This window comes from Streptomyces sp. MS06, assembly GCF_047200655.1.
Lineage (GTDB): Bacteria > Actinomycetota > Actinomycetes > Streptomycetales > Streptomycetaceae > Streptomyces.
Genome location: NZ_JBJZOJ010000038.1, coordinates 12,741 through 35,484, shown reverse-complemented (window position 1 = coordinate 35,484; position 22,744 = coordinate 12,741). Strand labels below are relative to the sequence as shown.

Annotated in this window: 18 protein-coding genes and 1 pseudogene; 9 read left to right on the top strand and 10 right to left on the bottom strand. The window is 72.7% G+C overall.

What is annotated here, in order from left to right; translation table 11 throughout:
• Window positions 1-133: 133 nt before the first annotated feature.
• Window positions 134-3,853: an ABC transporter ATP-binding protein gene (locus ACL02U_RS20795; RefSeq protein WP_412792375.1), complete on the top strand. Its 3,720-nt coding sequence runs from the start codon at window positions 134-136 to the stop codon at window positions 3,851-3,853.
• 92 nt (window positions 3,854-3,945) lie between these two features.
• On the opposite strand, the gene ACL02U_RS20790 is transcribed toward ACL02U_RS20795, so the two are convergent.
• On the bottom strand, window positions 3,946-5,007 hold the full coding sequence (locus tag ACL02U_RS20790; protein ID WP_412792374.1) for a MerR family transcriptional regulator: 1,062 nt from the start codon (window positions 5,005-5,007) through the stop codon (window positions 3,946-3,948).
• A gap of 218 nt (window positions 5,008-5,225) precedes the next feature.
• On the opposite strand from ACL02U_RS20790, the gene ACL02U_RS20785 reads away from it, so the two are divergent.
• Window positions 5,226-5,618 (top strand): hypothetical protein, encoded by a 393-nt coding sequence (locus tag ACL02U_RS20785; RefSeq protein WP_412792373.1) that lies wholly within the window; start codon window positions 5,226-5,228, stop codon window positions 5,616-5,618.
• Between the two features lie 44 nt (window positions 5,619-5,662).
• Here the strand turns inward: ACL02U_RS20785 and ACL02U_RS20780 are convergent, their stop codons facing one another.
• From ACL02U_RS20780 to ACL02U_RS20760, 5 genes are all read right to left on the bottom strand, one after another.
• Window positions 5,663-6,463 (bottom strand): sugar phosphate isomerase/epimerase family protein, encoded by an 801-nt coding sequence (locus ACL02U_RS20780; RefSeq protein ID WP_412792372.1) that lies wholly within the window; start codon window positions 6,461-6,463, stop codon window positions 5,663-5,665.
• 240 nt (window positions 6,464-6,703) lie between these two features.
• The gene (locus ACL02U_RS20775; RefSeq protein ID WP_412792371.1) at window positions 6,704-7,750 is read right to left on the bottom strand and encodes a LacI family DNA-binding transcriptional regulator; all 1,047 of its coding nucleotides are present in this window, start codon (window positions 7,748-7,750) and stop codon (window positions 6,704-6,706) included.
• Window positions 7,751-8,245: 495 nt separating this feature from the next.
• Window positions 8,246-9,148, bottom strand: a complete 903-nt coding sequence (locus ACL02U_RS20770) for a ribokinase (protein ID WP_412792370.1) — start codon at window positions 9,146-9,148, stop codon at window positions 8,246-8,248.
• 50 nt (window positions 9,149-9,198) lie between these two features.
• Entirely contained in the window at window positions 9,199-10,095 is an 897-nt protein-coding gene (locus ACL02U_RS20765) for a hypothetical protein (RefSeq protein WP_412792369.1), read from the bottom strand.
• 33 nt (window positions 10,096-10,128) lie between these two features.
• Window positions 10,129-10,536, bottom strand: a complete 408-nt coding sequence (locus tag ACL02U_RS20760; RefSeq protein ID WP_412792368.1) for an ATP-binding protein — start codon at window positions 10,534-10,536, stop codon at window positions 10,129-10,131.
• A gap of 232 nt (window positions 10,537-10,768) precedes the next feature.
• Between ACL02U_RS20760 and ACL02U_RS20755 the strand changes: the two genes are divergently transcribed.
• The 4 genes from ACL02U_RS20755 (at window position 10,769) to ACL02U_RS20740 (ending at window position 15,768) form a co-directional block, all read left to right on the top strand.
• The gene (locus ACL02U_RS20755) at window positions 10,769-11,620 is read left to right on the top strand and encodes a helix-turn-helix domain-containing protein (RefSeq protein ID WP_412792367.1); all 852 of its coding nucleotides are present in this window, start codon (window positions 10,769-10,771) and stop codon (window positions 11,618-11,620) included.
• 7 nt (window positions 11,621-11,627) lie between these two features.
• The gene (locus ACL02U_RS20750; protein ID WP_412792366.1) at window positions 11,628-11,834 is read left to right on the top strand and encodes a DUF397 domain-containing protein; all 207 of its coding nucleotides are present in this window, start codon (window positions 11,628-11,630) and stop codon (window positions 11,832-11,834) included.
• Window positions 11,835-11,940: 106 nt separating this feature from the next.
• The gene (locus ACL02U_RS20745; RefSeq protein ID WP_412792365.1) at window positions 11,941-14,205 is read left to right on the top strand and encodes an ATP-dependent RecD-like DNA helicase; all 2,265 of its coding nucleotides are present in this window, start codon (window positions 11,941-11,943) and stop codon (window positions 14,203-14,205) included.
• Between the two features lie 273 nt (window positions 14,206-14,478).
• Complete coding sequence (locus tag ACL02U_RS20740; RefSeq protein WP_412792364.1) at window positions 14,479-15,768, top strand: citrate synthase; 1,290 nt, start codon at window positions 14,479-14,481, stop codon at window positions 15,766-15,768.
• Window positions 15,769-16,459: 691 nt separating this feature from the next.
• On the opposite strand, the gene ACL02U_RS20735 is transcribed toward ACL02U_RS20740, so the two are convergent.
• The 4 genes from ACL02U_RS20735 to ACL02U_RS20720 all read right to left on the bottom strand — a co-directional run bounded on the left by ACL02U_RS20735 (window position 16,460) and on the right by ACL02U_RS20720 (window position 18,422).
• Window positions 16,460-16,699 carry a heavy-metal-associated domain-containing protein gene (locus ACL02U_RS20735; RefSeq protein WP_412792363.1) on the bottom strand — a complete coding sequence of 80 codons (240 nt, stop codon included), beginning with the start codon at window positions 16,697-16,699 and terminating at the stop codon, window positions 16,460-16,462.
• 115 nt (window positions 16,700-16,814) lie between these two features.
• Window positions 16,815-16,946, bottom strand: a complete 132-nt coding sequence (locus tag ACL02U_RS20730; protein ID WP_412792362.1) for a hypothetical protein — start codon at window positions 16,944-16,946, stop codon at window positions 16,815-16,817.
• Window positions 16,947-17,456: 510 nt separating this feature from the next.
• Window positions 17,457-18,113, bottom strand: a complete 657-nt coding sequence (locus ACL02U_RS20725) for a GNAT family N-acetyltransferase (RefSeq protein ID WP_412792361.1) — start codon at window positions 18,111-18,113, stop codon at window positions 17,457-17,459.
• A 108-nt stretch (window positions 18,114-18,221) separates the two neighbouring features.
• Window positions 18,222-18,422, bottom strand: a complete 201-nt coding sequence (locus ACL02U_RS20720; protein ID WP_412792360.1) for a helix-turn-helix transcriptional regulator — start codon at window positions 18,420-18,422, stop codon at window positions 18,222-18,224.
• 503 nt (window positions 18,423-18,925) lie between these two features.
• Between ACL02U_RS20720 and ACL02U_RS20715 the strand changes: the two are divergent.
• The 3 genes and pseudogenes from ACL02U_RS20715 to mmsA form a co-directional block, all read left to right on the top strand.
• Window positions 18,926-19,147 (top strand): annotated as a pseudogene (locus tag ACL02U_RS20715) (5-deoxy-glucuronate isomerase); the annotation flags it as partial.
• 124 nt (window positions 19,148-19,271) lie between these two features.
• A complete protein-coding gene (gene iolD / locus ACL02U_RS20710) occupies window positions 19,272-21,155 on the top strand; it encodes a 3D-(3,5/4)-trihydroxycyclohexane-1,2-dione acylhydrolase (decyclizing) (RefSeq protein ID WP_412792359.1) in 1,884 nt (627 codons plus the stop codon).
• Window positions 21,156-21,169: 14 nt separating this feature from the next.
• Window positions 21,170-22,672: a CoA-acylating methylmalonate-semialdehyde dehydrogenase gene (gene mmsA, locus ACL02U_RS20705; protein ID WP_412792358.1), complete on the top strand. Its 1,503-nt coding sequence runs from the start codon at window positions 21,170-21,172 to the stop codon at window positions 22,670-22,672.
• The last annotated feature ends 72 nt before the right edge of the window (window positions 22,673-22,744 follow it).

The window sequence follows — 22,744 nt, the reverse complement described above, 5'->3', positions numbered from 1 at the left end:
CGCCGCCTCCCCCGGGTCCCCCTGCAGGCGGGGCGCGGGATGAAATCCGCCTCCGCCGGTGTTGGTGCCTTGCGGCAGATCAGGTCGAGCGCTCCCGCGGCGAACGGCGGGGACCGAAACGGGAGGCACCCGAGTGAGCACGCAGCAGGGCTGGGCACGACGGCTGGCGGGCTACGCCTGGCGCTACCCCAGGAACGTCGTCCTCGCCCTCGGCGCCTCGCTCGCCGGGATGGGCGTGATGGCGCTGGTGCCGCTCCTCACCAAGGTGATCATCGACGACGTCATCGGCGGCCACACCCGCTCCATGGCACCCTGGGCCGGCGCCCTCGTCGCGGCGGCCCTGCTGGTCTACGCCGCCACCTACGTCCGCCGCTACTACGGCGGCCGGCTCGCCCTCGACGTCCAGCACGACCTGCGCACCGACATGTACGGCTCGATCACCCGGCTGGACGGGCGCCGCCAGGACGAGCTGTCCACCGGGCAGGTCGTCGGCCGCGCCACCAGCGACCTCCAACTCATCCAGGGCCTGCTGTTCATGCTCCCGATGACCGTCGGGAACGTGCTGCTCTTCGTGATCTCCCTGGTGATCATGGCCTGGCTCTCCCTGCCGCTGACCCTGGTCGCGCTGGCCGTCGCGCCCGCCCTCGGCTGGATCGCCCGGCGCAGCCGCACCCGGCTGCACCCGGCCACCTGGTACGCCCAGGCCCAGGCCGGCGCGGTCGCGGGCGTGGTCGACGGCGCCGTCAGCGGGGTGCGCGTGGTCAAGGGCTTCGGCCAGGAGGACCAGGAGACCGGGAAGATCCGCGAGGTGAGCCGTCGGCTGTTCGCGGGCCGGCTGCGCACCATCCGCCTGAACGCCGCCTACACCCCGGCCCTCCAGGCCGTGCCCGCGCTCGGGCAGGTCGCGATGCTCGCGCTCGGCGGCTGGCTCGCCGTCCGCGGCCACATCACGCTCGGCACCTTCGTCGCCTTCTCCACGTACCTCGCCCAGCTCGTCGGACCGGTCCGGATGCTCGCCATGGTCCTCACCGTCGGCCAGCAGGCCCGCGCCGGCACCGAGCGGGTGCTGGAGCTGATCGACACCGAGCCGACGCTGCGGGACGGCACCGGGGAACTGCCCGCGGACGCGCCCGCGACCGTCGAGTTCGACGACGTGTCCTTCGGCTACGACACCGGCCGCCCCGTGCTCGACGGGCTGAGCTTCCGGATCGACCCCGGTGAGACCCTCGCCGTGGTCGGCTCCTCCGGCTCCGGCAAGTCCACCGTGTCCCTGCTGCTGCCGCGGTTCTACGACGTCACCCACGGCGCCGTCCTGGTCGGCGGCCGCGACGTGCGCGAGCTGACGCTGCCGTCGCTGCGCGCGGCGATCGGGCTGGTCCCGGAGGACTCCTTCCTGTTCTCCGACACCGTCCGCAACAACATCGCCTACGGCCGCCCCGACGCCACCGACGAGGAGGTCGAGGCCGCCGCCCGCGCCGCCCGCGCCGACGGCTTCATCGCCGAACTGCCCGACGGCTACGGCACCACGGTCGGCGAGCACGGCCTCACCCTCTCCGGGGGCCAGCGCCAGCGCGTCGCACTGGCCCGCGCCCTCCTCACCGACCCCCGCCTGCTCGTCCTGGACGACGCGACCTCCGCCGTCGACGCCCGCGTCGAGCACGAGATCCACCAGGCCCTCGCCCAGGTCATGCAGGGCCGCACCACCCTGCTGATCGCGCACCGGCGCTCCACCCTCAACCTCGCCGACCGGATCGCCGTCCTCGACGGCGGCCGCCTCGCCGACATCGGCACCCACACGGAGCTCCAGCGGCGCTGCCCGCTCTACCGCCGCCTGCTCACCGACCCCGACGAGCTCGGCGGCGTCTCCCCGGGCCACCACCCGGCGGCGGCACCGGCCGAGGACACCTCGGTCCGCGAGGAACTGGACGCCGAGTACGACGCCGAGCGGGGCATCACGCCCCGGCTGTGGGCGGGCGAGCGCGGCCCCCGGGACGCCGCCCTGGACGGGACGCCCGCCACCCCGGAACTCCTCGCCCGGGTCGAGGCGCTGCCCCCGGCCACCGACACCCCCGACGTCGACGAGGCGCGCGCGGTCCGCCCCGAGCACTCCTACGGACTGCGGCGGCTGCTCAGCGGCTTCCGGCTGCCGCTGCTGCTCAGCCTCGGCCTGGTCGCCGTCGACGCCGGCGCGGGCCTGCTGCTGCCGATCCTGGTCCGGCACGGCATCGACCAGGGCGTGTCCCGGGCGGCCCTCGGCGCCGTCTGGTCGGCCTCGCTGCTCGCCCTGATCGCCGTACTCGTCCAGTGGGCGGCGCAGTCCGGCGAGATCCGCATGACCGGCCGGACCGGCGAACGCGTGCTGTACTCGCTCCGCCTGAAGATCTTCGCGCAGCTCCAGCGGCTCGGCCTGGACTACTACGAGCGGGAGCTCACCGGGCGGATCATGACCCGGATGACCACCGACGTCGACGCCCTGTCCACGTTCCTGCAGACCGGCCTGGTCACCGCCTGCGTCTCGGTCGTCACCTTCCTCGGCATCATGGCCGCGCTCCTCGTCATCGACGTGCAGCTGGCCCTGGTGGTCTTCGCGACGCTGCCGCCGCTGGCCCTCGCCACGTTCTTCTTCCGCCGGGCGAGCGTGAAGGCGTACGAGCTGGCCCGCGAGCGGGTGTCGGTGGTCAACGCCGAGCTCCAGGAGTCGGTGGCCGGTCTGCGGATCCTGCAGGCGTTCCGCCGCGAGCAGGACGGCGGCCGCCGGTTCGCCGAGCGCAGCGACGGCTACCGCCGCGCCCGCGTCCGCGGCCAGTGGCTGATCAGCATCTACTTCCCGTTCGTGCAGTTCCTGTCGGCGGCCGCCGCGGCCGCCGTGCTGATCGCCGGCGCGGGCCGGGTCGACGCCGGGACCCTCACCACGGGTGCGCTGGTCGCCTACCTGCTCTACATCGACCTGTTCTTCGCGCCGGTCCAGCAGCTTTCCCAGATCTTCGACGGCTACCAGCAGGCCACCGTGTCGCTGGGCCGCATCCAGGAACTGCTGCGGGAACCGACGTCCACCCGCTCCGCCGACGATCCGCGGTCCGTCGCGGCGCTGCGCGGCGAGATCGCCTTCGAGGACGTGCACTTCTCCTACGGCGACGGCGAGGAGGCGCTCAGCGGCATCCGGCTCACCGTTCCCGCCGGGCAGACCGTCGCCTTCGTCGGAGAGACCGGCGCCGGCAAGTCGACCCTGGTGAAGCTGGTGGCCCGGTTCTACGACCCCACGGCCGGCCGGGTCACCGCCGACGGCACCGACGTGCGGGAGCTGGACCTCACGACCTACCGGCACCGCCTCGGCGTCGTCCCGCAGGAGGCGTACCTGTTCCCCGGCACCGTCCGCGACGCCATCGCCTACGGCCGCCCCGACGCCGGCGACGCCGAGGTGGAGGCGGCCGCCAGGGCGGTCGGCGCGCACGAGATGATCGCCACCCTGGAGGGCGGCTACCTGCACGAGGTCGCCGAGCGCGGCCGCAACCTGTCGGCCGGGCAGCGGCAGCTCATCGCCCTGGCCCGCGCCGAACTCGTCGACCCGGACGTCCTGCTGCTCGACGAGGCGACGGCCGCACTGGACCTGGCCACCGAGGCCCAGGTCAACAGGGCCACCGACCGCCTCGCCGGACGCCGCACCACCCTGGTCGTCGCCCACCGGCTGACCACCGCGGCGCGCGCCGACCGGGTCGTCGTCATGGACCACGGGCGGGTCGTGGAGGACGGCACCCACGAGGAACTGCTGGCCCTCGACGGGCGGTACGCCCGGCTGTGGCGGACCTTCGCCGGCGAGGCGGAGCCGGGGGAGCCGGTGGGCTCCCTGGTCTGAGGCCGCGGACCCGGAGCGGGCTGCCGGCGAAGAAGTCCGCCCGGCCGGGGCCGCGCACCGCGCTGCGGTGCCGTGAACGGGCGGAGCCGCCGTCAGTCGTCCATGCGGACCGGCATCAGGATCGAGAAGGTGCCCTCGTCCTCCGGCCGGCGGATCGCGAGCGGTGCCGTGGGGGCGCCCAGCTCCAGAACCAGCCGGTCCCGGGCCCCGGCGGTCAGCGCGTCCCGCAGGAACGCGCGGTTGACGGCGACACGGTCCGGGGCGTCGGCGTCGTCGGCGCAGAGGACCACCGCGCCGCCGTCGTCCACCCTGAGCACGCTCAGCTCTGCCGCTTCCCCGCGACGGACGGGACCGTTCCTCAGGTCCTCGAGGAAGGGCGCGACCTCGACGACGGCGCGGCGTTCCGCGGGTCGGGGAAGCAGCCGGCGGTAGTCGGGGAAGTCGTGGTCGACGCGTCGACCGGCCGCCTGCCCGTCCTCGGCCTCCAGTGCCACCCGCTCGCCGTCGACGCGGAGCCGTACGGTTCCCCGGCCGTCCGACAGCGCCCGCATCGCGTCGACGAGCGGGGTGGGCACGATGACCTGTACCCGGCTCCCGCCGTGACCGGTGATACCGGCCTCCGCGACGGCCATGCGGTACCGGTCGGTGGCCACCGTACGGAGGCTCTCGCCCTCGATGTCGAACAGGACTCCGCAGAGCATCGGCAACTCCGGGTCGGTGCCCGCCGCGAAACGCACCGCGTCCAGCGCGGCCGCCAACTCGGACGCGGCGACTGACACGCGGGCGGTGCCGCTACGGAACGAGGTCATGGCGTTCTCCCGTCGATCGAGTAGTGCTCGGAGCGCGGAGAACTCGCCGCGGGCGTCGGACAGTCCCCGTTCGAGGCGGCGCAGGTGCGCGTCGAGCAGTTCCCGGACCAGTACGGTGTCCGCGCCGGACCAGCCCGCCAGCACCAGCCGGACGTCCGCCAACGGCATCCCGGCCCGGCGCAGCCGGGCCAGCAGCCGGGCCTCCTCCAACTGCCCGGGTGCGTACCAGCGGTATCCGCTCACCGGGTCCACCCGGGCCGGGACCAGCACACCGGCGCGGTCGTAGAACCGCAGGGCGCTCACCCCCAGCCCGCTGTCCCGGGCCGTCTCGCCGATGCTGCGCATGTCGTTCTCCACATCCGGCACTCTGGCCCCTGAACAAGGTCGAGGGTCAACCCGCCACCCGCCCCTTCCGCAGCCACCGCGGGCTCAGCGGCCGGGCCGTCCGGCACCGGGTCCGTCCGCGGTGCGGTGCCCCCGGTCCCGGTCGCGCAACCGTCCGACGGGTGTGCCGCGTCCGTACACCCGTACGCTTCGTCGCGCGGAACGGAGGAGGGGCCACAGTGGACAGGGGTGCGATGCGGCGGCGGTCGGCGACCGGGGCGGCCGTCCTCGCCGGCGCCGTCCTGCTCGCCCTGGCGGCTCCCGCCGGCGCGCAGGCCGCCGCGCCCACCCGGTGCGCGGGACACCGGGTGGCGACGCTGGCCTTCGCCGGCGGCGCGATCCGCGTCCACCGGCACGACGGCTACGTCTGCGCCGTCACCGTGCCCCGGCGGCCCGGCACGCGCCGGACGATGTCGGTCAGCGTCCAGCCGCGCGGCGGGCGACCGGTCGTCGACCGGGGCCGCTTCCGCTACCGCGCCGGCCCGGTCACCGTGCACGCCGGCCACCGCTGCGTCCGGGTACGCGGCTCGGTGGCCGGCCACTCCTACGCCAGCGGCTGGATCCTCTGCTGACCTCTTCGCTGCCGCAGTCCTGATCGCAGCCGACGGACCCCGCGTCAGGCCGAGTCGTTCAGCAGCCGGGCCAGGTGCTCGCGCCCGGCGCCCAGCAGGTCCGGCAGCGGTGCGGCGCTCTCGTACCAGCGCTTCTCGTACTCCCAGCACAGCCAGCCGTCCCAGCCGTTCCGGGACAGCACCTCCACGCACTCGGCCAGCGGCAGCACCCCCGCACCCAGCGGCAGCGGGGTGGTGTCCTCGGCCGAGGCGATGTCCTTGACCTGCACGTATCCCAGGTGCGGGGCGAGCGCCAGGTAGCTGTCGGTGGGCTGCTCCCCGCCCAGCCAGGTGTGCATCACGTCCCACAGCGCGCCGACCTGCCGGTGCCCGACGCGGCCGAGCACGCGCATCGCGTCGGCGCCGGTGCGGTGCGAGTCGTGCGTCTCCAGCAGGATCCGGACCCCGAGGTCGGCGGCGTACTCCGCGGCCGTCGCCAGCCGGCGGGCGGCGATCGCGTCGCTCTCCTCGGCGGGCAGGTCGGGGGAGGCGCCGGCGAACACGCGGACGTACGGGGCGCCCAGGTCGCGGGCGAGACCGCACAGCGCGCGGATCTCCTCGACGACCGGACCGTCCTCGCCCGGCGCGGCGACCTGCGGGTAACCGGCGAGGCCGAGCGGCTCCACTCCCGACGCCTCCAGCGCGGCAGCCGCGTCGGCCCGCTCGGCCGGCGTCAGCCCGGCGTGCACGGGCTCCTCCGGCTGCGCGCGGAACTCGACGCCGTGGTACCCGTGGTCGGCCGCGAGCCGCAGCACGTCGGAGAGAGGCAGGCCCGGGACCCCGAGGGTGGAGAAGGCGAGCTTCATGCTCAGGACCCTACTCGCCGCCGCGACCTCGCGCGCGGGTGCGCCCGCCGCCCGGGTCGGGGCGGGCCGCAGCGGCCGCGGCCGCTGCCGGGCAGCGGGCCACGGGTGGGACCGGGTAGCCCGGGTGGGACCGGGCGACCGGCACGCCGTTCAGCCGCGACCGAACGCCGTGCCGGTCACACTCGCCGTGCCGTTCCGCCCTGCGATCGGCCGTGCCGTGCCCTCGGCCTCGCCGCCCGCTCAGCCGTGCGGCACTCCGGAGGACCCCCGCACCATCAGCTCCCCGCGCACCGTCGCGATCCCCCCGGGCGGCGGCTCCTCGCGGCCCATCGCGATGCGCCCGGCCCGCGCGCCCGCCTCGGCCAGCGGCAGCCGCACCGTGGTGAGCGAGGGCACCGCGTCGATGCTGAACGGCAGGTCGTCGAAGCCGGCCACCGACACGTCCTCCGGGACGCGCCGCCCGGACTCCCGCAGCGCGGCGCACACGCCGAGCGCGGCGGTGTCGTTGGCGGCGACGAAGGCGGTCAGCGACGGGTCCCGGCGCAGCAGTTCCACGGTGGCCTCGTAACCGGAACGGCGGTCGTACCGCCCGTGCACCGTCCAGCCCGGTTCCTCCGCGATACCGGCCCCGGCCAGCGCCTTCCGGTGGCCGTCCAGGCGGTGCCGGGTCGTGGTGTGCTCCTCGGGGCCGGCGATGTAGCCGAGCCGACGGTGACCGAGCCCGATCAGGTGCTCGGTCAGCTCCCGCCCGCCCCCGCGGTTGTCGAAGGTCAGTGCGACCGCCCCGGACTCCGGCAACGGCGGCCGTCCGCAGAGCACCACCCGGGTACCGGCGTCGGCGAGTTTCCGCAGTTTCGCCGCGACGGCGCCCTCGTGCTCCGGGCTGTCCACGGCACCGCCGGTCAGCACGACGGCCGCCGCGCGCTGCCGCTGCAGCAGGGTCAGGTAGGTCAGTTCGCGCTCGGGGGAACCGCCGGTGTTGCAGACGACCGCCAGGCGCTCGCCGCCCGCCCGGCCGCCCGGACCGCCGATCTCGGACTGGATCGCACTCGCCGTGATCCCGAAGAACGGGTCGGCGATGTCGTTGACGAGGATGCCCACCAGGTCGGACGTGGCGGCGGCGAGCGCGCTCGCGGGCCCGTTCAGCACGTAGTCCAGCTCGTCCACCGCCCGCAGCACCCGGTCGCGGGTGGAGGGGGCCACGGGGTAGTTCCCGTTCAGCACGCGCGACACCGTCGCGGGGGAGACCTGGGCGCGGGCCGCCACGTCCGCCAGGGTCACCGTCATCTCGTCGTCCTCCGGTCCCGCAACTCGCCTACGCCGTCGTTCAGCCGGGCGCCGAGACCCGCGAGCCCGCAGGTCCGCCGCCCTCGTGCCGATGCCGGGCCCGCAGCCCGGTTCCGAGCCGACCCTACGGCCACCGGCCCGAGTTGTTCGCCCCCTCGAACAACTCCGGGCGTCACGGGGCCTTGTCCGGAACGCCGGGCAGGGACCGGCCGTTGCGCGCGCGGGAGCGGGGCGGCGGCGCAGACCGCGCCGCACACAGGGCGAACCCGCCGCCTCGGGCGGGTGAGAAATCCCCGCGGGCCGTGCAACCGTTCCGCCGCCCACGGTGTCGTACAGGGCGTCAGAACCTCCGGGGGAGGGGATCCGGGGGGATCGGGAGGCTCTGACGGGGAGGGAAGCCGAAGGGGGGCCGGTCGACGGGCCGGCCCTTCTCAGGCACCCCTCGCACCTCAGGCACCCCACGCACCCGGGGGTGCCGCCCTTCTCAACGCGTGCTCACCGGGCGTCCACCTCGGCCGCCGTCGGGAACGACTCCTGCGCGCCCCGCCGGGTCACCGCCACCGCACCGACCCGCGCCGCGTACGCCGCCGCCTCCTGCAGCGGGACACCGCGGCCCAGCCCCCAGCACAGCGCCGCCGTGAACGCGTCACCGGCACCGGTGGTGTCGACGGCGTCCACCGTCACCGGGTCGATGCGCCCGACACCCCGGCCGTCGGCCACCAGCGCCCCCTGCGCGCCCAGCGTCACCACCACCGACCGGGGCCCCTTGGCCAGCAGCAGCCGCGCCCGGTGCGCGGGTTCGCCGCCCGCCCCGGCGTCACCGAGCAGCACCTTCGCCTCGTGCTCGTTGACGATCAGCGGGTCGCAGGCCGCCAGCACCTCGCGCGGCAGCGGGCGCGGCGGGGAGGGGTTGAGGACGAAGCGGCTGTCCGGCGCGAGACTGCGCACCACCTCCACGACCGTCTCCAGCGGGATCTCCAACTGGGCTGACACCACCCGGGAGGCGTGGAACAGGCTGCCTGCCGCCCGCACGTCCTCCGGTGCCAGGTGACCGTTCGCGCCCGGCGACACCACGATGCTGTTGTCCCCGGACGGGTCCACCGTGATCAGCGCGACCCCGGTGGGCGCCTTTCCCACCAGCACGCCCACCGTGTCGACCCCGGCAGCCCGCTGCGAGTCCAGCAGCAGCCGCCCGTAGACGTCGTCGCCGACCCGGGCCAGCAGTGCCGTGCGGGCGCCGAGCCGGGCTGCCGCGACCGCCTGGTTGGCGCCCTTGCCGCCCGGGTGCACGGCCAGGTCGGAACCGAGCACCGTCTCGCCGGGCTCCGGCCGCCGCTCCACGCCGATCACCAGATCGGCGTTGGCGGATCCCACGACCAGCAGGTCGTAGTCGTACATACGATGCCTCCCGCCGGAGCCGCGACCGACCCAGGTCGGCCGCGGCTCGCTCACTCCTCGGTGAACAGGTCTGTCGCCTGGGTGGCGTGGACGGCGCGTTGGGCCCAGGTTTCCAGTCGGTCGAGGTCGGTGCAGGCGTCGACGCGTTGGCGGACGGTGTCGGTGACGGGGATGCCGCGCCACTGGAGGATGCGGAGCACCATCCCGGCGGCTTCGGCTGCCCGGCCTTCCTCCCGGCCTTCCTCCCGGCCTTCCTCGCGTACCTGCTCGGCGAGCGGGTGCCGCCAGAAGTACTGGATCGCCGTCATGAGGTCCCTCCACATCTGTTTGGCCTGGGGGTCGGTCAGGCAGGAGTCGACGAACTGCACGAAGACTGCGGCGCTGTCGGGCTCGATGGTCCGCAGGGCGGTGGCCAGTGACTCCAGTATGGCTGCGGACCGGGGGCCGCGGCCATGTGTCATCGCCGAGAGAACGGCCAGCGGGACGTCCTGTTCGGCCTCCTCCTCGTCCGTGATCACCGGCACGTTGTCCGGGCCCAGCACGAGCGGCCGCACCGTCAGGGAGTGCCAGTCGGAGAAGCCGAAACGGATCGGGCGCGAGGCCCACTCCGCGGTGGAACTGTTCTGGGTGATCACGATGAGCACCGGCTCGCACCGATACTTTTCATACAGGTATGACAGGTAGTAGGGCCAGCTGCCCCGTTTGCGTTCGTCCTTCTTCCCCTGGGACTCCACAACGAGGAGGTAGGTGCCCTCGTCGGTCTCCGCCCTCAGCAGCGTGTCCACGCGCCGTTCCACCGGCTCGATCTCCGTGAGGTCCACGTTCATGGCGGCGATCTGGCGGGGTTCGGGGAAGGGGACGTGCAAGACCTGCTGTAACGCCCGGGTGAGCAGTGCCGGGTCCTTCTGGAAGACGCGGTGCAGCGCCTCGTGCGACGAGCCGACCATCAGCTCTCCTTTCCGTCCGGTGTGATCAACGAGCTAGGCGGCCGCAAGTTCGCACCACACGTACTTGCCCCGGCTGCCGAACCTGGCCGACGGCTGCCAGCCCCACACGTCGGCACAGGCCCGCACCAGGGCCATCCCGCGCCCCTCCTCCAGGTCGACGGCAGGCTCCAGGGGGCGCGGAGGCTGCGGGGGACCCGGGTCGGCGTCCCAGGCCCCGATCCTCAGCACGCCCGCCGACCAGCACACCCGGAGCGCGGCGGGTCCCCCGGTGTGCCGTACCGCGTTGGTGACCAACTCCGTCGCGAGCAACTCGGCGACGTCGACGAGGCCGATCAGGCCGTGCATCGTGAGGATCAGGCGCAGGGTGCGCCGGCTGACGGTCACGGCGCGGACGTCGTTGGGGACGGAGAGGGAGTACTCCCAGGGTTCGGTTTCGGGCACGGGGCAACTCCGAGAGGTCGGTGGGAAGTCGTGCGGGGCGGGCGTCCGGTGTCATTGCCGCGCTCGTCCGGGCAGGACGGAGCGGTGCGCTTCCGAAGGCACCCGACATGTGCGCAATGTGTGCGCCCCGTCACTGAAGGTAGGTCTAATTATTTATGTCGCGCAAGTCGATCGCGTAATGTCTCCCCGAACGTGGTTCTTTCGCGGGCCTGTTGGTGACGAGGGGCGAGGTATGGCGCTGAGGCGTGAACCGACTGCACGTCAGATGCGCTTGGCGGTCGAGTTGCGCAGACTCCGGGAAGCGGCCGGCCTGAACGCCCGCCAGGCCGCAGCTCTGCTCGGTGTGGGGGCTCCGCAGATCACTCACATCGAGTCCGCGCTCGCGGGCGTGAGCGAGAATCGGCTGCGTCGGATGGCGGCCCACTACTCCTGTGCCGACGAGGATTTGATCGGAGCGCTGGTGGCAATGGCGACCGATCGGACGCGCGGTTGGTGGGAGGGGTATCGCGGGGCCCTGCCCACGCCGTTCCTGGACCTTGCCGAACTGGAACACCATGCGACGTTCCTGCGCGAGGTCACGCTCCTGTTCGTGCCGGGTCTGCTCCAGACGGAGGAGTACGCGCGTGCACTCTTCGCGGCCCGGGTGCCCGAACTGGCCGAGGAGGAGCAGGAAACGCGCATCCGCCACCGGGCGGATCGGCGCACGATCTTCGAAGGCGCCTCCGCCACTCCGTACGAAGTGGTCATTCACGAGGCGGCGTTGCGCATCAGGGTCAGTGACCGAGGGGCCGCCCGACTTCAACTCGTCCGACTTCTGGAGGTGTCGGACGTAGAGCACATCATGCTGCGGGTCATCCCCTTCGACCTGGACGGGTTCGCCAGGGCGTCGAGCGCCATGACGTGGGCGGGCGGTTCGTTGCCCAAGTTGGACACCGTGGTACGCGACACGCCTCACGGATCGGTCTTCCTGGACTCGGAAGCCCAGTTGAACGCATATCGAACGCGTTTCCGTAGAGTGGAGGCCGTGTCGCTCGGCCCAGCGCGGTCGCGTGACTTCATCAACCGGCTGGCGAAGGAGCTGTGAGGTTCTCATGATCGTCCCCGGCGACTGGCGGAAGTCCTCCTACTCCGGTGAGGGCGACGGCAACGCCTGCGTCGAGATAGCCACCACCCCCGCCCGCGCGGCCGTGCGCGACTCGAAGGACCGGGCCAGGGCTCCGCTCGCCCTCTCGGCCGCCGCCCTCGCGTCCTTCCTCGACGCGCTCAAGGCCGGCCCCGCCCCTGAGCCCCGCCTCTGACCCCCGACCCCGAGCCCTCGCCCCTGAGCCGCACTGCGCCGCCGCACCGCGCTGCCGCATCTCCCACCCGCACCGTGCTGTCACACCGCGGCGGTAACGTCGGGGCATGTCCAACCAGGCGGGGAACTCCACGAACGCCGGCGGCGAACGGCGCGCGGCCGTGCTCGAAGGCGTCCTCGAACGCATCACCTACGCCAACGAGGAGAACGGCTACACGGTCGCCCGCGTCGACACCGGCAGGGGCGCCGGGGACCTGCTCACGGTGGTCGGCGCACTGCTCGGCGCGCAGGTGGGGGAGTCGCTGCGGATGGAGGGGCGCTGGGGCTCGCACCCGCAGTACGGCAAGCAGTTCCTCGTGGACAACTACACGACCGTGCTGCCCGCCACCGTGCAGGGCATCCGCCGCTACCTGGGCTCCGGTCTGGTCAAGGGCATCGGGCCGGTCTTCGCCGACCGCATCACCCAGCACTTCGGCGTCGACACCCTGACGGTCATCGAGGAGGAGCCGAAGCGGCTGATCGAGGTGCCCGGTCTCGGACCGAAGCGCACCCGGAAGATCGCCGACGCCTGGGAGGAGCAGAAGGCGATCAAGGAGGTCATGCTCTTCCTCCAGACCGTCGAGGTGTCGACGTCGATCGCGGTACGGATCTACAAGAAGTACGGCGACGCCTCCATCTCGGTGGTGAAGAACCAGCCGTACCGGCTCGCCTCCGACGTCTGGGGCATCGGCTTCCTCACCGCCGACCGGATCGCGCAGTCGGTCGGCATTCCGCACGACAGTCCGGAGCGGGTGAAGGCGGGCCTGCAGTACGCGCTCTCCCAGTCCGCCGACCAGGGCAACTGCTACCTCCCCGAGGAGCGCCTGATCGCGGACGCGGTCAAACTGCTCGGTGTCGACACCGGGCTCGTCATCGAATGCCTGGGCGAGCTGGCGCAGGAACCGGAGGACGGCGGCGACCCGGGGGTCGTACGGGAGAAGGTGCCCGGCCCGGACGGCGGCGACGAGCCGGTCACCGCCGTCTACCTCGTCCCCTTCCATCGCGCCGAGCTGTCCCTGTCCGGGCAGGTGCTGCGCCTGCTGCGCACCGGCGAGGACCGGATGCCGTCCTTCGGCGACGTCGACTGGGGCAAGGCGCTCGGCTGGCTAAAGGGGCGTACCGGCGCGGAGCTCGCGCCGGAGCAGGAGGCCGCCGTGCGGCTGGCGCTGACCGAGAAGGTCGCCGTGCTCACCGGGGGGCCCGGCTGCGGTAAGTCGTTCACCGTGCGTTCGGTGGTGGAGCTGGCCCGCGCCAAGAAGGCGAAGGTGCTGCTGGCCGCGCCCACCGGGCGTGCCGCCAAGCGGCTGGCGGAGCTGACCGGCGCGGAGGCCTCCACCGTCCACCGCCTGCTGGAGCTCAAGCCCGGCGGTGACGCGGCGTACGACCGGGACCGGCCGCTCGACGCCGACCTGGTCGTCGTGGACGAGGCGTCCATGCTGGACCTGCTGCTGGCGAACAAGCTGGTCAAGGCGGTGCCGCCGGGTGCCCACCTGCTGTTCGTCGGGGACGTCGACCAGTTGCCCAGCGTCGGCGCGGGGGAGGTGCTGCGGGATCTGCTGGCGGACGGCAGCCCGGTGCCCGCGGTCCGGCTCACCCGGGTGTTCCGGCAGGCGCAGCAGTCGGGAGTGGTGACCAACGCGCACCGGATCAACGCGGGCAAGCCGCCCGTCACCGACGGGCTGAAGGACTTCTTCCTCTTCGTCGAGGACGACACCGAGGAGGCCGGCCGGCTCACCGTCGACGTGGCGGCCCGGCGTGTTCCGGCCAGATTCGGGCTCGATCCGCGGCGGGACGTGCAGGTGCTCGCGCCCATGCACCGCGGGCCTGCCGGTGCCGGCACGCTCAACGGCCTGCTCCAGCAGGCCATCACCCCCGGCCGGCCCGACCTGCCGGAGAAGCGGTTCGGTGGGCGGGTCTTCCGTGTCGGCGACAAGGTCACCCAGATCCGCAACAATTACGAGAAGGGGGAGAACGGTGTCTTCAACGGCACCGTCGGCGTGGTCACCGCGCTCGACCCGGTCGACCAGCGCCTGACGGTGCTGACCGACGAGGACGAGGAGGTCCCCTACGAGTTCGACGAACTGGACGAGCTGGCACACGCGTACGCGGTGACGATCCACCGCTCCCAGGGGAGTGAGTACCCGGCCGTGGTGGTACCCGTCACCACCGGAGCCTGGATGATGCTCCAGCGGAACCTGCTCTACACGGCGGTGACGCGCGCCAAGCAGCTGGTGGTGCTGGTGGGCTCCCGCCGGGCGATAGGACAGGCGGTGCGCTCGGTGTCGGCGGGCCGCCGCTGCACGGCGCTCGACTTCCGCCTCGCCGGGGCCTGAGCCGCGGCGAGCGGCCTCACGGAGCACGCTGCGGCCGGTGAGATCCGGCGGATGCTGAGGCATCGCAAAAAATGATCGATCAAATGAGTCAGGAAGGTCACACAGCCCTTCCGGATGTGGGGCTGAGGCGGCAGGATGAGCAAGTTGGCGGCACTGAGTGCCGCCAGTACGCCCAATGGTCGACCCCGAGTGCACTCTCCTGAGCCAAATGGGGGATGGTAGAGACAGTCAGGGCAACCTCGAAGATGAGGCACAACGTCGGTGAGGGAAGACGTGAGCGACAACTCTGTAGTACTGCGGTACGACGGCAACGAGTACACCTACCCGGTGGTCGACAGTACCGTCGGCGACAAGGGCTTCGACATCGGGAAGCTCCGCGCCCAGACCGGTCTGGTGACCCTGGACAGCGGATACGGCAACACAGCCGCGTATAAATCCGCCGTCACCTACCTCGACGGCGAGGCGGGCATCCTCCGGTACCGCGGCTACCCGATCGAGCAGCTGGCCGAGCGCTCCACCTTCCTGGAGGTCGCCTACCTGCTGATCAACGGCGAGCTGCCGACCGTCGACGAGCTCACCGAGTTCAAGGACGAGATCACCCGGCACACGCTGCTGCACGAGGACGTCAAGAACTTCTACAAGGGCTTCCCGCGCGACGCCCACCCGATGGCCATGCTGTCCTCGGTCGTCTCCGCGCTGTCCACCTTCTACCAGGACAGCCACAACCCGTTCGACGAGCAGCAGCGCAACCTCTCCACCACGCGCCTGCTCGCGAAGCTCCCGACGATCGCGGCCTACGCGTACAAGAAGTCGGTCGGCCACCCCTTCGTGTATCCGCGCAACGACCTCGGCTACGTCGAGAACTTCCTGCGGATGACCTTCTCGGTGCCGGCGCAGGAGTTCGACCTCGACCCGGTCGTCGTCTCGGCCCTCGACAAGCTGCTCATCCTGCACGCCGACCACGAGCAGAACTGCTCGACCTCGACGGTCCGCCTGGTGGGCTCCTCGCAGGCGAACATGTTCGCCTCGGTCTCCGCCGGCATCAACGCCCTGTGGGGCCCGCTGCACGGCGGCGCCAACCAGTCGGTGCTGGAGATGCTGGAGGGCATCCGCGACTCCGGCGGCGACGTGGACTCCTTCATCCGCAAGGTGAAGAACAAGGAGGACGGCGTCCGCCTGATGGGCTTCGGCCACCGGGTGTACAAGAACTTCGACCCGCGCGCCCAGATCATCAAGGCCGCCGCGCACGACGTGCTGTCCGCCCTCGGCAAGTCCGACGAGCTCCTGGACATCGCGCTGAAGCTGGAGGAGCACGCGCTCTCCGACGACTACTTCGTCTCGCGCAGCCTCTACCCGAACGTCGACTTCTACACCGGCCTGATCTACCGCGCCATGGGCTTCCCGACCGAGATGTTCACGGTCCTGTTCGCCCTGGGCCGGCTGCCGGGCTGGATCGCCCAGTGGCACGAGATGATCAAGGAGCCGGGCTCCCGCATCGGCCGTCCGCGCCAGATCTACACGGGCGTCGTCGAGCGCGACTTCGTTCCCGTCGAGGAGCGCTGAGCGGGCGAACCGCCGCCCTGCACCCAGCAGAGCACCCAGCAGACCTGAAGAAGGCGCCCTGGTACGCCGGTCCCCCCACGGGCCGACGACCAGGGCGCCTTCCCGTGTCCCGGTGCGGATTCCCCCCACGGGATCCGGCCGGGCGCTCGAGGACAGCGCCTGAATCGCTGTCGAGCGAGGCGAGCAGAAGCGCTCGCACCGCTCTGGTTGCGGTCTGCCGGGACAACGCACGCAGGGAGGGCCGCTCAAAGCTTCCCGGTGTACGTGCCCCGGCAACGCATCTCCGGAGAAGTCCCCCAAGACAACTCCAGACGCCAGTACGCGCCCCCCAAGACGCTTCCTGACATCGCCAACTTAGACCTTCGAACCCCTTCGATGGTTACCTTCACATCACTGTGATCTGAGTCTCTTGCATATGTCCGTTAGATGCGCAAGAGCCCCGATACGGCGATCGGAGCCCAAGCGTAAGGAAGATGCGCGAGCCTTGTGAAGACCTTATGTGAGGTGCGCGCCGGACTCCAGAGGGTCCAATGGCCCTGGTTCAGCAAAATCGATCCCGCACCGGCAGCTCCGGCCGGCGCATCGGTGCATCGGTGCATCTGCACTTTCGGTGTGCCCGTCTGCCGGGGGCGGGTCGGGGTGTGCCGTCCTGCGGCGTAGCGGTACGGGCCCGCCGCGGCCTCCTCCGGTGTCAGGCGGTGCCGGTCAGTTCGAAGCCGGCCTCGTCCACCGCGGCCCGCACGGTGTCCTCCGCCAGCGGCCCGTCGGAGACCACGGTGACCTCGCCGGAGGCGGCGACGGCCTCGGTGGAGGTGACGCCCGGGATCCGGGAGAGCTCACCGGAGACGGCGCCCTCGCAGTGGCCGCAGCTCATGCCCGTCACCCGGTAGACGGTGGTGACGGGAGTCCGCGTGTCGCTCTGGGGGGTCATGTCGTTCTCCTTGTCGCGGGTGATGCGCGTCGGTCGGGCGGAACCCGGAGCGGGCGGCCGCCGCCGGCCACTATACCCCCCGGGGGTATAGGCGGATGCGTTTCGACCGCCTTCCTCAGCGTGTGTCGCCGCTGCGCCGCCCGTACATCCGCACCGCGAGCGCGACCGGGGCCAGGGAGCAGCCCAGCAGGGCCAGCGCGGGCAGGAAGGCGGCGTTGCCCGTCGCGCACACCACCGTCGCGAGCACCGCCCAGAGCAGCAGCCCCCTCCGCAGGCGGCGTCTCCGCGGCTCCCTCCGCAGCGGAGGGCGTGCCGGCTGGGGTCGCCGAGGTCCGGGTATGCGGGCTCGCGGTGCACCGGGCGGCGGAGAGTGGGTCACGTCAGATCCCCTCGGCGGTGGCTCGGCCTCTCGGCGGTGGATGCGGGTGATTTGTCCGAACCCTATGCGGGCGTGCACCGAGGTGCAGTCCGGCGCCGTCGGTTCGGGTGGGCCCGGAGCCCGGAGCCCGGAGCCCGGAGCCCGGAGCCCGGAGCCCGGAGCCCGCAACCGGGGCCCGTAACCGGGGCCCGGACCGGGAGTCAGGGCCGGGAGCAGCGGAGCCCGGAGCCAGGAACCGGGGTCCGGAGCCGCGAGCGGGGGTCCGGAGCCAGGAACGGGGGTCGGGCGGCCTGCGCCGGCGCGGCCGACACGTTCAGGTCGGCCTGGACGCGGTGCCCGGCGTGCTCGCCGCGACGGGGTCGGCTCCGGGCGCGGGCGTCACGGTCGTCGAGCCGTGGAGTCGACCGCCTCGGTGTCCGGGTGCCCGCGGTGGTCCGCCCACTCGCGGTCCAGCACTGCCATCAGTACCTCGTCCGTCCACTCGCCGTCCCGCAGTCGGACCTCCCGCCGCACGCCCTCCACGGTGAAACCCGCCTTGCGGTACACCCGCAGGGCCCGGTGGTTGTTGCCGTAGGCCTCCAGCTGGACCCGGTGCAGGCCCACCTGCTCGAAGGCGTACCCGAGGACGAGCCGGATCGCCTCGGTGCCCAGGCCCCGGTCCCGGCCGCGCGGGCCGAGCAGGGTGCGGAAGGTGCAGGTGCGCGGGTGCGGATCCCAGTCGTACAGCACCACCTCGCCGACGAGTTCGCCGGTGGCGCGGTCGGTGACGGCCAGGTCGAGCCGGTCGGGATCGGCTGTCCGGACGCCGTACCAGGAGCGCAGCGACTGCAGGGTGAGACGGGTGGTCGGCTCGAAGGTGAACCGGACGACCTCGGGATCGCCGATGATCCGCCACATCGGGTCCGCGTCCTCCGCGGTGAAGGGGCGCAGCAGGGTCCGCTCGCCGGTGAGGACGGGTTTCACCGGGAAGCCGCCGTCCCCGACGGGCGACGGCTCGGTCCGGGCGGCGGGTCGAGAGGAGGGGGGTTCGGCCATGGAGAGCACTGTGCCCCACGCGGCGGTGGGGCACAGAACGGTTTTTCGGTTGCCCGGGATGCCGGGGCAACCGGGGCCGCGGGCGGCCAAGGGGGTCCGGCGTTCGGCTCAGTCCCGGCGTCGGCCCCGGTTGCCCGGCCGGGAGGCCACCCAGGTGCGGACGGTGTCGGCGTACCAGTAGGGCTTGCCGCCCTCGACGTGGTCCGGTGGGGGCAGCAGACCGTGCTTGCGGTAGGACCGCACGGTGTCCGGCTGCACCCGGATGTGCGCCGCGATCTCCTTGTAGGACCAGAGCCTTCGGTCGGTCATGAAATGCACCTCCCTGCGCATGCCGCGGCGGCGGCCGGGGGGCGGCCGTCTGGGGGCCGGGCACTGCGCTGGCGATCATCGAGCCAGTGCCCGGTCAACGACGCGGAGTGAGCGCGGGGCAGGGTCTGTGGACCGGGTGTGACGCAGGACCCGCGTATCCGGGACATGTGTGACACGACGGAGATTTTTGTGACGCTGATGACGCAAAGGTGCGCGGTGTGGCGGTCGCGCTCGCCGTGGCCTCCGCACGGTCCCCCGTTCGGGCGAGGCGGGATGCCCTCGTGGCCGGGGAAGGGGAAGGGGAAGGGGTGAGGTGCACACGCACTCTGACTGGTCAGAATGTCCGGACAAAGGATTGACAGGGCTTCGGGTCCGGGACTAGAAAGCCGGGAGGACCGATGCGAGGGAGTCCGATGGCGTGCGACCCGCCGAGCGTGGCGATCGGAGCGGGCCTTGGCGTGACGGCCGGAAGGACGGCCGATGAACTGTGCTGCCCCCGTGCCGGCTGTACCGTGCAGCAGAACGGTGAAGAGTTCCAACTCCCGGGCCGCGGGAACATGTTCGCGGGCGTCGAGGACGGCGCGCACGCACCCCGCCCCGCCCGGGCCCCGATCGCCTCCGGCGCGGGAGGCCGCTTCGCCCTGGCAGGAGCGAAGTGCGAGCGCCGACTCCCCGCCCGCTACGGCCCCGCGCCGGAGGTCCCCGCGCACCCGCGCCTTCCCGGCGTCCCGGCACACCCGCGCCGAGGGCCGCGCCTTCCCGGCGTACCCGCACATCCGCACCGGAGGCCGCGCCGCCCCGGCCGCTCCTGCGGCGCGCACCTCTGACCGACCCGAGGGAAGGACGGAGATGAACTCGACGACGAGGCTGACCGTCGCGCAGGCGCTGGTGCGCTTCCTGGCCGCGCAGTACACCGAGCGGGACGGTTACCGGCAGCGGCTCATCGGCGCCACCTGGGGCATCTTCGGCCACGGGAACGTCGCCGGGGTCGGCCAGGCGCTCCTGGAGTACGCCGACGCGATGCCGTTCCACCAGGGCCGCAACGAGCAGGCCATGGTGCACGCCGCGGTCGGCTACGCCCGGCAGTCCAACCGCCTCTCCGCGCACGCGGTGACCACCTCCATCGGCCCCGGCGCGACCAATCTGGTCACCGGTGCCGCCCTCGCGACCGTGAACCACCTCCCGGTCCTGCTCCTGCCCGGAGACGTCTTCGCCACCCGGCCCGCCGACCCGGTGCTCCAGCAGCTCCAGGTGCCGTACGCCGGTGACGTGTCGGTCAACGACTGCCTGCGGCCGGTCTCGCGCTGGTTCGACCGCATCACCCGGCCGGAAGCCCTGATTCCGTCGGCGTTGAACGCGATGCGCGTCCTCACCGATCCGGTGCAGACCGGCGCGGTCACCCTCGCCCTCCCGCAGGACGTGCAGGCCGAGGCGTACGACTGGCCGGACGGCTTCTTCACCGAGCGCACCTGGGTGGTGCGCCGACCGGGCGCCGACCCCACCGAACTCGCCGAGGCGGTCGACGCGGTCCGCGCCTCCCGCCGGCCGCTGCTCGTCGCGGGCGGCGGGGTCCGCCACAGCGGCGCCGAGGAGGTCCTCGCCGAGTTCGCCGCCGCCACCGGCATCCCGGTCGCCTCCACCCAGTCCGGGAAGGGCTCGCTTCCCTTCGACCACCCCCAGGACGTCGGCGGCATCGGCCACACCGGAACCGCCACCGCCGACGAACTCGCCCGCACCGCCGACCTGGTGATCGGCGTCGGCACCCGCTGGACCGACTTCACCACCGCTTCCGGCACCCTCTTCGCACGCCCGGGGGTCCGCTTCCTCAACCTCAACATCGCCCCCCACCACGGCCACCGGCTCGGCGGGATGCCGCTGATCGCGGACGCCCGCAGCGGACTGGAGGAACTCACCGAGGCGCTGGTGATGCACGCCTACCGGGTCGACGACGCCTACGCGGCCCGGTACACCGGGGACAAGGCGCGCTGGGAGGAGCGCGTCGACGCCTGCTTCGCAGCCCGGGACCCAGACGCGCGGCCCTCCCAGCCGCAGGTGCTCGGCGCGCTGGACGCCGTCGTGGACGAGTCCGACATCCTCGTCAACGCGGCCGGTTCGCTCCCCGGCGACCTGCACCGGCTGTGGCGGGCCCGGTCCCGCGACCAGTACCACGTCGAGTACGGCTACTCCTGCATGGGCTACGAGATCCCCGCCGCCCTCGGTGTGGCGCTGGCCGCCCCCGACCGGCCGGTGTGGGCGCTGGTCGGCGACGGCACCTTCCTGATGATGCCGACGGAGATCGTGACGGCCGTGCAGGAGAGCGTCCCGATCAAGGTCGTGCTGCTGCAGAACCACGGCTACGCGTCCATCGGCGGACTGTCGGAGTCGGTGGGCGGGGAGGGGTTCGCCACCGCATACCGCTACCGCGCCGGCGACGGCACCTTCACCGGTGCCCCGCTCCCCGTGGACCTGGCCGCCGCCGCGGCCGCCCTCGGCATGCGGGTGCTGCGCGCGAGGACCGTCCGCGACCTGCGCACGGCGCTCGCCGAGGCGCGGGCGGCGGACGCACCCACATGTGTCTACGTGGAGACCGAAACGGCAGACACAGTGTCGGGCGCACCGTCCGCACAGGCCTGGTGGGATGTACCCGTGGCCGAGACCGCGACCAGGCCGTCCGCGATCGAGGCGCGCGAGCTGTACGAACGGCACGTCTCCACCCGGCGCCGCCATCTGTGAAGGAGCAAACGGGCATGACGAAGATCGTCAACCACTGGATCGGCGGCAAGGCCGTCGAGGGCACGTCGGGCGACCACGGGCCGGTGACCGACCCGGCGACCGGACGGATCACCACCAAGGTCGCCTTCGCCTCGGCCGGCGAGGTGGACGCGGCGGTCGCGGCGGCCAAGGACGCCTTCGCGGGCTGGGGGCGGTCCTCCCTGGCCCAGCGCACCTCGATCCTCTTCCGGTTCCGGGCGCTGCTGGACGCCCACCGCGACGAGATCGCCGAGCTGATCACCGCCGAGCACGGCAAGGTGCACTCCGACGCGCTCGGCGAGGTCGCCCGCGGCCTGGAGATCGTCGACCTGGCCTGCGGTATCAACGTGCAGCTCAAGGGCGAGCTGTCCACCGAGGTCGCCAGTCGCGTCGACGTGGCCGCGATCCGCCAGCCGCTGGGCGTCGTCGTCGGCATCACCCCGTTCAACTTCCCGGCGATGGTGCCGATGTGGATGTTCCCGATCGCCATCGCCTGCGGCAACACCTTCGTCCTGAAGCCGAGCGAGAAGGACCCCTCGGCCTCCGTCCGGATCGCCGAACTGCTGGCCGAGGCGGGACTGCCGGACGGTGTCTTCAACGTGGTGCACGGCGACCGGATCGCCGTGGACCGGCTGCTGGAGCACCCGGACGTCAAGGCCGTGTCGTTCGTCGGGTCCACGCCGATCGCCCGCCACATCCACACCACCGCCTCCGCGCACGGCAAGCGCGTCCAGGCCCTGGGCGGTGCCAAGAACCACATGCTGGTCCTGCCGGACGCCGACCTGGACGCCGCCGCGGACGCCGCCGTGTCGGCGGCCTACGGCTCGGCGGGCGAGCGCTGCATGGCGATCTCCGCCGTGGTGGCCGTCGGCGCGATCGGCGACACCCTGGTGGAGAAGATCCGCGAGCGCGCCGAGAAGATCAGGATCGGGCCGGGCAGCGACCCCGAGTCCGAGATGGGCCCGCTGATCACCGCCGCCCACCGGGACAAGGTCGCCTCCTACGTGGCGGGCGCCGCCGCGGAGGGCGCCGAGGTGGTGCTCGACGGCACCGGCTACACCGTCGAGGGCCACGAGGACGGGCACTGGATCGGCATCTCCCTGCTCGACCGGGTGCCGACCGGCGCGAAGGCCTACCGGGACGAGATCTTCGGACCGGTGCTGTGCGTGCTGCGCGTCGACACCTACGAGGAGGGTGTCGCCCTGATCAACGCCTCCCCGTACGGCAACGGCACCGCCGTCTTCACCCGGGACGGGGGCGCGGCCCGCCGCTTCCAACTGGAGGTGGAGGCCGGCATGGTCGGCGTGAACGTACCGATCCCGGTCCCCGTCGGCTACCACTCCTTCGGCGGGTGGAAGGACTCCCTCTTCGGCGACCACCACGTCTACGGCAACGACGGCACCCACTTCTACACCCGCGGCAAGGTCGTCACCACGCGCTGGCCCGACCCGGCCGACGCGCCGGAGGGCGTGGACCTGGGCTTCCCGCGCACCCACTGATCGGGACCCCGCCCGGGACCCCGCCCGGCCCCCCGGTGCCGCCGCCTCGGTGCCCCGGACCGCCGCACGGCG

Excerpts from the sequence above, each read along its gene's own strand:
- ACL02U_RS20790 (WP_412792374.1), bottom strand. The coding sequence starts at position 5,007 with ATGCGCAGCATCGGCGAGACGGCCCGGGACAGCGGGCTGGGGGTGAGC.
- ACL02U_RS20780 (WP_412792372.1), bottom strand. The coding sequence starts at position 6,463 with ATGAAGCTCGCCTTCTCCACCCTCGGGGTCCCGGGCCTGCCTCTCTCC.
- ACL02U_RS20775 (WP_412792371.1), bottom strand. The coding sequence starts at position 7,750 with ATGACGGTGACCCTGGCGGACGTGGCGGCCCGCGCCCAGGTCTCCCCC.
- ACL02U_RS20770 (WP_412792370.1), bottom strand. The coding sequence starts at position 9,148 with ATGTACGACTACGACCTGCTGGTCGTGGGATCCGCCAACGCCGATCTG.
- ACL02U_RS20765 (WP_412792369.1), bottom strand. The coding sequence starts at position 10,095 with ATGGTCGGCTCGTCGCACGAGGCGCTGCACCGCGTCTTCCAGAAGGAC.
- ACL02U_RS20755 (WP_412792367.1), top strand. The coding sequence starts at position 10,769 with ATGGCGCTGAGGCGTGAACCGACTGCACGTCAGATGCGCTTGGCGGTC.
- ACL02U_RS20750 (WP_412792366.1), top strand. The coding sequence starts at position 11,628 with ATGATCGTCCCCGGCGACTGGCGGAAGTCCTCCTACTCCGGTGAGGGC.
- ACL02U_RS20745 (WP_412792365.1), top strand. The coding sequence starts at position 11,941 with ATGTCCAACCAGGCGGGGAACTCCACGAACGCCGGCGGCGAACGGCGC.
- ACL02U_RS20735 (WP_412792363.1), bottom strand. The coding sequence starts at position 16,699 with ATGACCCCCCAGAGCGACACGCGGACTCCCGTCACCACCGTCTACCGG.
- ACL02U_RS20725 (WP_412792361.1), bottom strand. The coding sequence starts at position 18,113 with ATGGCCGAACCCCCCTCCTCTCGACCCGCCGCCCGGACCGAGCCGTCG.
- ACL02U_RS20720 (WP_412792360.1), bottom strand. The coding sequence starts at position 18,422 with ATGACCGACCGAAGGCTCTGGTCCTACAAGGAGATCGCGGCGCACATC.
- iolD (WP_412792359.1), top strand. The coding sequence starts at position 19,272 with ATGAACTCGACGACGAGGCTGACCGTCGCGCAGGCGCTGGTGCGCTTC.
- mmsA (WP_412792358.1), top strand. The coding sequence starts at position 21,170 with ATGACGAAGATCGTCAACCACTGGATCGGCGGCAAGGCCGTCGAGGGC.